This is a genomic window from Fervidicella metallireducens AeB (assembly GCF_000601455.1).
Lineage (GTDB): Bacteria > Bacillota > Clostridia > Clostridiales > Caloramatoraceae > Fervidicella > Fervidicella metallireducens.
In genome coordinates, this window is record NZ_AZQP01000061.1 from 1 (window position 1) to 10257 (window position 10257).

11 protein-coding genes and 1 pseudogene are annotated in these 10257 nt (G+C 28.6%); 11 read left to right on the top strand and 1 reads right to left on the bottom strand.

Features of this window, described 5'->3' with window-relative positions:
* The first annotated feature begins 152 nt into the window (after positions 1-152).
* The 10 genes and pseudogenes from Q428_RS12760 to Q428_RS12785 all read left to right on the top strand — a co-directional run bounded on the left by Q428_RS12760 (position 153) and on the right by Q428_RS12785 (position 8004).
* Positions 153-851, top strand: coding sequence for a hypothetical protein (locus Q428_RS12760; protein ID WP_035381534.1), 699 nt, complete (start codon positions 153-155; stop codon positions 849-851).
* A 42-nt stretch (positions 852-893) separates the two neighbouring features.
* The gene (locus tag Q428_RS15515; RefSeq protein WP_161633632.1) at positions 894-1061 is read left to right on the top strand and encodes a DUF4083 family protein; all 168 of its coding nucleotides are present in this window, start codon (positions 894-896) and stop codon (positions 1059-1061) included.
* Positions 1062-1306: 245 nt separating this feature from the next.
* Positions 1307-1462 (top strand): annotated as a pseudogene (locus Q428_RS16110) (recombinase zinc ribbon domain-containing protein); the annotation flags it as partial.
* An 18-nt stretch (positions 1463-1480) separates the two neighbouring features.
* Positions 1481-1921, top strand: coding sequence for a hypothetical protein (locus Q428_RS12765; RefSeq protein WP_051515166.1), 441 nt, complete (start codon positions 1481-1483; stop codon positions 1919-1921).
* A gap of 434 nt (positions 1922-2355) precedes the next feature.
* Positions 2356-2595, top strand: coding sequence for a hypothetical protein (locus tag Q428_RS15260; protein WP_152539136.1), 240 nt, complete (start codon positions 2356-2358; stop codon positions 2593-2595).
* Positions 2596-2643: 48 nt separating this feature from the next.
* Complete coding sequence (locus Q428_RS12770; RefSeq protein WP_035381536.1) at positions 2644-2871, top strand: zinc metalloprotease; 228 nt, start codon at positions 2644-2646, stop codon at positions 2869-2871.
* A gap of 190 nt (positions 2872-3061) precedes the next feature.
* Positions 3062-3559, top strand: coding sequence for a hypothetical protein (locus Q428_RS12775; RefSeq protein ID WP_035381538.1), 498 nt, complete (start codon positions 3062-3064; stop codon positions 3557-3559).
* Between the two features lie 473 nt (positions 3560-4032).
* A complete protein-coding gene (locus tag Q428_RS16120) occupies positions 4033-4194 on the top strand; it encodes a transposase domain-containing protein (protein WP_423219597.1) in 162 nt (53 codons plus the stop codon).
* Between the two features lie 337 nt (positions 4195-4531).
* Positions 4532-5626: an AAA family ATPase gene (locus tag Q428_RS12780; RefSeq protein ID WP_035381540.1), complete on the top strand. Its 1095-nt coding sequence runs from the start codon at positions 4532-4534 to the stop codon at positions 5624-5626.
* A gap of 104 nt (positions 5627-5730) precedes the next feature.
* Positions 5731-8004 (top strand): S8 family peptidase, encoded by a 2274-nt coding sequence (locus Q428_RS12785; protein WP_084478366.1) that lies wholly within the window; start codon positions 5731-5733, stop codon positions 8002-8004.
* Positions 8005-8237: 233 nt separating this feature from the next.
* Here Q428_RS12785 and Q428_RS12790 read toward each other — a convergent pair whose 3' ends face one another.
* Positions 8238-8504, bottom strand: a complete 267-nt coding sequence (locus tag Q428_RS12790) for a hypothetical protein (protein WP_035381543.1) — start codon at positions 8502-8504, stop codon at positions 8238-8240.
* Between the two features lie 95 nt (positions 8505-8599).
* On the opposite strand from Q428_RS12790, the gene Q428_RS12795 reads away from it, so the two are divergent.
* Positions 8600-10117, top strand: coding sequence for an ImmA/IrrE family metallo-endopeptidase (locus Q428_RS12795; RefSeq protein ID WP_051515167.1), 1518 nt, complete (start codon positions 8600-8602; stop codon positions 10115-10117).
* The last annotated feature ends 140 nt before the right edge of the window (positions 10118-10257 follow it).

Consider the following 10257-nt stretch of genomic DNA (forward strand, 5'->3'; position numbering starts at 1 on the left):
TAAAATGGTAATAGTAGGTAATAACTCGAGGTTTGGTTTAATTTAGAATATTGACGAAGGGAGGAGTGAAGAAAAAATAAAAAATCTACGTCATAGAATTGATAGAATACTAAAACTTTTGACAATACCAAAAAATTAAAGGAGGTTTCAAAATGAAAAAAATTTGGAGTTGCATGTTGGCATTAATTTTGATTGTTGGGATGTTTTATAAACCATGTATAGTATCAGCAGCAGAATTTAATCAAAGGTCAAACCAAAAGATGCTATTAGGAAAAGTTGAAAATACAAATATTTACGAAATTGTCGAAAGTGCAAAAAACAATGGGATTGATGTCGAAATAACCGATATTTCAAAAGTTGATGTTAATGAATTATTAAATATTATTAATTATGCAATGAGTGAACGTCAAGATTTAATAACCATTGAAAATAAAACAAAAGAAAATTATAATGAAAGGTTAGATTTTGAAAAATATATTAAACCTATGGCAGAAGATGGACGTTTATATGAGAGGCTTGTAACTAAATATTATACAGGCTATAAAGATATTAATAACAAAAATTATAATTATACACTTGCTATAATGATTAGATATACATGCTATGAAGATCCACTTGGTAAAAATATTGAGTCAATAAATAACATTGACTCAAGAATATCTAACATAGGATTAACATTAAAAAGTTATGAACAAAGAGATTCTTGGGTATCTTCAAACAATGGAACATATGCAATTGTAGGTGGAAGGGGAAGAATTACTGTTGAGATAAGTGGTGTTACTATATCGTGGGATGTTCTTTTTAGCACAACGTTTTATGCAGGAGAAGGACAAGTTTTATTTTCATATTAAGATGTTATAACATCTAAGTGAAAGGGAAAGGGGAGGTAATAATTGGGCAATTTTATTGATTATATTGCAGTTTTGATAAATTTTGGAATACCAGTAATTTTTATTATTTTAGTTTTAATATATGCATCCCAAAAAATAAAAGATATAGAAAATAAACTAGATAAAATAATAAGTTTATTAGAAAAAAATGAATATACTAAAAACAAATAGATAAAATCTACTTGACATACTACATGAGAAAAACAGTGGTTAAAGGATTTAATTTTATCTTGAGATGTATACATTATTTTGTTGTGTTGCTGTTGTTGCATTTATGTTAATATCTTGAATACAAAAACTCAAATTTTTATACAATAATGTCAAGCCTTTGAAGTTTTTGATTAAGTCCAGCTTAAGTTTAAAAAAGAATCGAGGTAAAGAGTTGTAAAACAAGATGGAGCTGCTTTTCAGGCAAGATTATATGTGGTGACTGTGGAAGTTTCTACGGCAGAAAGGTTTGGCATTCTAATGATAAGTATAGAAGATTAGTCTGGCAGTGCAATGCTAAATTTAAGAATGAGAAAAAATGCAAAACACCACATCTTTATGAAGATAAAATAAAGAAGGCATTTGTTGAGGTATTTAATAGTTTGATTGAAAACAAGGAAGAAATATTAAGAGGTTATGAAGATATAATACAAACCTTAACAGATACCTCAAAACTTGATATGGAAAGTATTAAGCTACAAAATGAATTAGAAATAGTTACTGAAATGATTAGAAATTGTGTTGAGGAAAATGCTCATAAAGCTTTAAATCAAACTGAATATGAAGAAAAGTACAAAGCTTTAGTTGAAAAGTATGAAAGTATTAAAAAGGGACTTGAAAGGATAAATGATAAACGATTTGAGCAAAGTGCCAAGAAGGAAAATATTTTAGAGTTTATTAAGGAACTTAAGCAAAGAGAGGATTTAATAACAGATTTTGATGAGGAACTTTGGCTTGGAACAGTGGATAAGGTGGTTATGAATGTTGATGGGAAAATATCTTTTGTATTTAAGGATGGAATGGAAGTAGAATGGGATATATAAATAAGGTAGATAACACCCGCAAGGTTGGCTAATATTGCAGCTGGCTTTGTGGGTGATTTTTTTTTGAAAATTATTGAATTAACAATTTAATACATGTAAAATTATTGTTATTTAGATAAGTCTGAATTTAGATTTTTAATTTAAAAGTGAAAATGGTTTTATTGGTTGAATAAATGTAGAATAATTTAGATATTAGTTTGAAATTTATTATTAACAGAATTGGCGGACAAGGGATAAAATGGTAATATTACGCATTGCGCACATACTTTTACATGAATAATAATTTGCATATAAAGAAAGAGATGTAAGAAAAACAGGTTGATGAATTATGGAGTGAAATTTAAAAATTAAAAATTTTATGTTTAATAGGTGATTGGAGGTTAAATGATGAAAAAAGTAAACGATAAAATAATTATTTTTTTCTTATAACTTTTTTGTCTACAACAATAGTATTTGCTGCTACATATAGATTACAGCCAGAAAAAATTCCAAACAAACCGGAAGCTTTTTTTGAAATGAGAGATACAAACAAAAACTTATATGATAGAACATATAATTCTTTTTACTATTGGAATACTAATAGTGGTCAAATTGTTAAATTGCAGCAAGATAAAGACAGATTAAATATTGATTATAGTCAGAAATATCAGATTTATACTTGGAGTTTACCTTAAGATGAATATGGTTCTACATGTTTTTTAAATGATGGATCAATACATGTTTTGGTTAATTCGAATTTTATAGATAATGAATATTCAGATATTTTTGAACGAAATAGAGTCTATGAGTTTACAATATGTCATGAAATAGGTCATTGCTTTGGATTGGCAGATCTAGGATTTTTCGATACAAGAAATTCAGTTATGAGTGAATATGCTAATAAAATTACTACTTATCAGCCTACAGTTAATGATATTAATGGAGTAAAGGCTTCATACGATTTAAATTAGAATAAATGGGAGATTCAAAAATGAGAATTAAGAAATCAGTAATCTATATAAGCATTTTAATTCTGTTAACTATATATTATACATATGACTTTCGTTTTTTTAACTCAACTAAAAACAAATACGAAAAAGAACAAAATTGTGAAAAAATAATTTATACACATTATCAAAAGTATACGATAAACTTGATAGTTTGATTAGTAAATCAGATACAATTATCATTGGAAGAATTAAAAATATTAATCCAAATTATATTTATGTAAAAGCTGAAACTGGAACAGGAGAAACAGGGTATAATATCGAGTTAGAAATGGATTTAGAAGTTATAAAATGTTTAAAAGGAATTATTAAAAAAGGAGAAAATTTAAGATTAAGAAAATTTATAGGAATTAGAATTGATAACAAGGATGTTTTTTTGCATAATGTTGCTGATATAAAAGGTAATTATCAAGAAGGGATGCAAAAAATATTTTTACTCAGAAAAGAAATTGTTGACAACCAGGATATTTATTATCTTTCTAGTTCTAAACAATCGGAGATATTAATAAAAAGTGATAAAAAATTGAATGATTTTAATATTAGCAATTATGATTTAGATGTTTATTACTACAATGATGATACAAAAGGATTATTTGAAAATGCCAAAAGTTTGAAAGAAATAATAAATAAAATAGATGAAAAAAATAAATAGTAACTATTTAAATATGTAAAAATAATAACAAACGAGACTGAAAAAAATTCCGTGTAAAGTGAATAAGTGTAGATAAATTTTTCGACGGCACAGTATATTGTATATTTAAAAATGATTTTGACTTTTTCAGAATTTTCCAACCTAGTAAAATTTCACAAACCTATGCAAAAATGATTTGTATCAAAATCAACGTCATTAGACATATTTGAACAATACATTGATACGATAGATAGAAGCCTTGAGGAATCAGGGCTTTTTGATTTTTGAATGGCAGCCATATCACATAAGGTAAGGCACTAGACTATTCTAAGAAACATTTACCAGGACTCAAAAATGTTTTACTTGATGGCTCTTTAGATATTGATAATAACGCTGCTGGAAGAGCAATTAAGCCTTTTGTAATAGGTAGAAAGAACTTTTTATTTGCCAATACTGCAAAAGGTGCAGTTGCAAGTAGCATTATATACAGCATTATCGAAACTGCCAAGGCCAATAATTTAGTTGTAGAGAAGTATTTAGTATATTTATTTGACAATTTATCAAAGATAGATATGAAAGATGTTAATATCCTAGATAATCTTATGCCTTGGTCAAATAAGATACCTGAAGATATTAAAATTAAAGAAAAGAAATAATCCTAGTAAAGCTTATTGCTTTACTAGGATATTTTAATACCTTTTTTAGAAAAGTTTTAGTTGCTAAAATTTTGACGCTTACGTTCAAAGCCCTTCTTGCGGGTGTTTTTTTATTTTATAGCGTTTATGAATTTTTTATCGGAAGGTAATAGAGGTTGTAATTGTTTAATGCAGTAGTTGGGATAAAAGTAATACTTACATGATATTGCAATAACGAAAATGGTATAAAAATAACGAAACTAAAACAATAATAACATAAATAGCGTGTTTAGTAACAGATAAATTGACAACATATACACATTTATGATATTATAAAATTAACTAGGGGAGTGATGATATGTATACAGAAATTGTTAAAATAATAGAGGGTGGAATATTAGGAGATAAGGAAAAAGTATATAATTATGCGAAGGTTTTAGCTGAAAACATAGAGAAAGAAGGAGATATATCTCTTTCAAACAGAATACGTTCGGTATTGGATAGTAAAAAAACAAGGATGGTATCTTTGGATCAGTTTTCCACTAAACCAGTGGATACTGAAAGCCGTATGGATATGGTCGATATTTTTTACCCACCCATTTCATTTGAAAAACCAGTATTACAAAACTTTATTGAAAATGAGATTACTGAGTTTATTGATAGTTACCAGAAAAGGGATGAGATATTGAGTGCAGGAGTTGAGATGGTTAGTTCGCTCTTATTATATGGTCCACCAGGATGTGGGAAGACTACAGTAGCTAAGTATATTTCGTTTAAGACGGGATTACCGCTTGTAACAGCTAGGCTTGATGGATTAGTTTCTTCTTTGCTTGGAAGCACATCAAAAAATATTAGGAAGATATTTGATTTTGCATCGAAAAGGGAATGTATTTTATTTTTGGATGAGTTTGATGTAGTGGCGAAACTTCGTGATGACAAACATGAATTAGGGGAACTCAAAAGAGTAGTAAATAGCTTAATTCAAAATATAGATGATTTTAGTGAAAATAGTATTTTGATAGCTGCAACAAATCATCATGAATTGTTGGACCCAGCTATATGGAGAAGGTTTTCAAAGATCATAACTTTGGATAAGCCTAACAAAGAAGATATTATGTTATTGATTAAGAATTTTATGAAAAATGCAAACTGTAATATACTTGATAATGAGAAGAAACTAGAACAAGTAGCTTCTGCTTTTGAGGGCATGAGCCATGCGGATGTAAAGACAGTCATTAATAACTCAATCAAGAAATCGATTATTAATAAAAAAGAAATTATAAACAACTGGGATTTACTGCAGGAGATTTATCTTTATAAGAATCATAAAATCATTAGCGAAAATGATTTTATAAAGTATTTGTTGCAGCATGGTATAACACATAAAGAAGTGAATGAAAACTATAACTTTTCATTAAGAAAGATACGTGATATTTCAAAAATGGTAGAATGATATTTTTAGGGGGGGATGATAATGCCTAATGAAAGATTACCGATAAAATTTTTGCAAAAAGAGAAGTTGATAATCTTCGAGTTGAAGCTGGTGGCTCAGATGAAATGCCTAAATGGGTGCTTGAGGAAGAACAACTTGCATCAAAGTCAAAAGCTTTTATTAGTGCTATTGAGGTTTTTAAACAAGAGGTACTTAAAAAAGAACAAGCCAATTCATTGGTACCAGTTGTTATTAAAGCCAAAATTATTGATGATGCAATTGCAAAAACTCATCGTCGTGAAGTAAGCAATTTATTTAGAACTGGTACCACCAATAATGTTTTGGGACTTGCAGAGTCGGATGAGATTATTATTAAGTTGGAAGGTTCACGGGAAACTGAAGTTATTATTGAAAGATTGCAAAATACTGATAAATATGCATATGCCCTTTCTTGCATAGATAGTATTGAAGGATTTAGACCTGCTATTGTAAAAAGTGATAAGAAAGGCAAAGTAGACTATAAGTTAAAATTAATAGATTATCAAAATTACGAACAAAATAATTCGATACGAAGGTATTTTGAGAACTCAATGCTTAAATTAGGGTTGCAAGTGAATAAAACAAATTATACAACTGACCATATTGTATATAATGTTAAATCAGTAGACCTAGATACTTTTGAAAAAATAAAAAATGAAGAAGCATTTGGGGCAGTTTTTTCAATAGAACCTATGCCAATTTACAAGGTAGTTTTAGATATGCTACCTAATGATGATGTAATTGATATTTCGGTTCCGGAAGAAGGAAAGGAATATGTTACTGTTGGTATTCTTGACAGTGGGATTGCAGATATTCCACACCTTAAGCCTTGGCTGATTAAAGAGCGATGGACAGCATATCATGAAGAATATATAAATAAAAGCCATGGTACATTTGTGTCAGGGGTAGTTCTGTATGGAGACAAACTTGAAGGTCAGGAATGGGTTGGAAGCGTAGGCGTCAAAATACTAGATGCATGTGTTTTCCCTGATACAAACAAAGAGGGTATAAGTGAAGATGAACTAATTAGAAATATCCAGGAAGCAGTTAAAATGTATCATAAAAGTGTAAAGATATGGAACCTATCTATTAGTATAGCAAGACCAGTGGATGAATTTAGCTTTTCTGATTTTGCTATCGCTTTAGATGCCTTACAGGATGAGTATAATGTTTTAATATGTAAATCAGCTGGAAATTGTACAAATTTTTTAACTGGTCATCCAAAAGGAAAAATACATGAAGGAGCGGACTCAGTAAGATCAATAGTTGTTGGTTCAATAGCACATAAACAATCAAAGAATGATTTTTCAGAAATAGATAATCCATCCCCATTTACTAGAATTGGAAGAGGACCATCATTTATAATTAAACCAGAAATCGTTCATTATGGCGGAAACGCTGGAGTTGATAATCAGGGGAAAATAGTAACTACAGGAGTTAAGTCATTCGGGCTGAATGGTTCCATATGCCAGTCAATTGGTACTAGTTTTTCAACACCTAGAATTACAGCATTGGCTGCTGCTTTATATCAGGAAATGGCTGAAGACTTTGATCCTTTATTATTAAAAGGATTAATTATGCATTCTGCCAGTTATTCTGAAAATTTAAAAATACCTATTGCTGAGAGGGTTAATCAGGTTGGATTTGGAAAACCACAAAGCGTAAAGGATATACTTTATAATGATCCCAATGAAGTTACTTTAATTCTTAGGGACGAAATATCAAAGGGAGAGTACATAGACATTATGGATTTTCCGATGCCAGAATGCTTAATTGATGGAGATTTTTACAATGGACAAATTATTTTAACTCTCGTATATAATCCAATACTTGAGCCTTCACAAAGAGCAGAGTACTGCCAGTCAAATATTGATATTAAGATGGGAACTTTTGATACCAAAAAGGATCGTGATACTACAAGAAAAAATATTCTTAATCCGGTAGGTAGAGATGGTTCAAAGAATCTTCTTCTTGAAGGCTGTTATAGCAAACGAAAAATGAAAAATAAAGCTGATGATTTTGCACTTAAAGAAAGGCTGTTAATTCAATATGGAGATAAATATTATCCAGTTAAAAAATTTGCGGTTGATCTATCAGAAATGACTGAGTCAAATCAGGTAAAATATCTAACGAAAGATAAAAAGTGGTTTTTATCTTTAAGAGGATTATTTAGAGAATACATAGAGACAAAGGCTCAAATAGAATCTTCAAATCTAAGCCAAGAGTTTTGTTTGTTGGTTACCATAAAGGACCCAACGGGAACTAAACCTGTATATGACCAAGTAACACAAAAATTAGATGAATATAATTTCTGGCATAATAATATTAAGCTTCAAAATGATATCAAATTGCATATATAATGTTTGGACACACGTTTTTTACGTGTGTTTTCTTTAAAGTCGATACAGCGATTCAAAGTAAGCGTAAAAAATTTAGTACATAGATAGCACATTTACTCCCTGAAAAAATAAAGGCAAATGATATTAGAGTGGGATAAATTATGTCTAAAAATTAAATAATGCTTATCTGGGAAAATATAAATGTAAATAATAACTATCTACAAAAGGGTGCGTAGCGACAAACTACTCACCCTTTAATATTGCACTCCGAAACTTACAGTCATAACAAAATCAAAAAACCTCTCTATAAATAAACCTTCAACCTTAGTATACATATCTAAATGCCCATACTTTTTAATATTATAAAAAATATAAATAGAAGCTTCCTCAGAAACATTACACATGGCTTGGAGCATAGTAGGATTAAGGCCATGAATATTTTTAAGTAGAGCAATTGGAGCTAAAAGCTCTGCAGCAAAAGGAATAATTATATTATCAGAAAAATTTGTATTAATCGACAATTTTTGATTATAAGTTCTGTAAAATGATGTTATAATTTATCTAATAGTTATAAAAGATATATGTATTGTAAAATAAATATTTTAGGAGGCGTATCATGAATAACATAGCTTCTTTCAAAGATTTTATTGAAAGTATGTTTTATAACCAAATTTTTAAGGGATTATCAAATTATGTAGAAGATAATCCTGATAAATTAGAATGTAGTACTTATCATGTAAAATCTCCAGACGAAGCAGAATTATATGATTTTAGAATTAATGCTGTTGATATAATAGATTCACCAGAAAATCTAATTATATTTGATTTAATTGTTTCTGCTGAATTAAAAATTGCTGAAACAGTAAGAAGAAATAGGAGAACTGGTGAGGCAGAGCAGTGGTTTATAATTTCTTGTGAGGCAGAATTAGAAGATGGGATAAAAAAGTTTAATGTAATTAATATATCAATATATGATAATAACAGGAGTAATATCAAATTTCGTTCATCGGAAAATTTGATTCCAATTATAAAAAAAGAACAATTAGATTATATTGCAGAAATATTTCTTAAAAAGTATTATCCAGAAGCATTAGAAAAACCAATGAAGGTATTACCAAAAGTTATTGTAGAACGTATGGGCCTTGAATTAATTAATTTAAATATAACGAAAACATCTACGGCATTTGGACAAATAGTATTTGATGATTGTGAAATTGAATATTTTGATACTGAAAAGAAAGTATATGCCAAAAGATTTGTTAAAAAAGGAACAATTGTAGTTGACCCTAAAAATTATTTTATGCGTAATTTAGGATCAGTTAATAATACAATAATACATGAGTGTGTTCATTGGGAATATCATAGGAAGTATTTTGACTTTATTAAGTTATATAACAAATATGAACAACATATAATTTGTAATGTAAATGAAAGTTCAAAACCAATTCAAGCTTGGAGTCCATATGAAATAATGGAATGGCAAGCAAATGTTTTAGCACCAAGAATATTAATGCCAGCTAAACAAACAAAAGAAAAAATAGAAGAATTAATTGAAAAGAATAAAAAATTATTACCAAATGGAAAAATATTAGATATATATGAATCTGTGATATATGAATTAGCTGACTTCTTTGGGGTTTCAAAGTTAGCTGCTAAGATTAGAATGTTAGATTTAGGATATTATGAAGCAGAAGGAGTTTATATTTTTATTGATAACCATTATGTAACAAGTTATATATCAGAACAGAAAGCATTAAAAAGAAAACAAACATACACAATAGGAATCCAAGATGCTCTTTTTTTATATGCAACGGATTTAAACTTTAAAAAAACAATTGAACTAGGAAATTATATTTATGTGGATAACCATTTTTGCATAAATGATTCTAAGTATATAAACTTAGATGAAACGGGAGTGCCTAAATTAACAGATTATGCAAGAGAACATATGGAAGAATGTTGCTTAATTTTTGAATTTGATATAAAGAATAATGATAAATATGGATTACAAAATTATTCGGAAAATTTACTTTTTAGGAGTTTAATTTCCAATAAAATTGCAGAAATAAATTATGATGAAAATGAAAACAATGAAGTAAAAAAAGAGCACAAGATTATAAAGATACTGCAATAGATATTATGAAAATTATGAGATCATTACCCATGAGCTTTTCAGAAACTTTAGTTGCACATATGAAACGAAAAAAATGTACTGTTGAAAAACTATCTGAATTATCATTGATAGGCAGTAAAACTATACAACGTTTAAGAAAC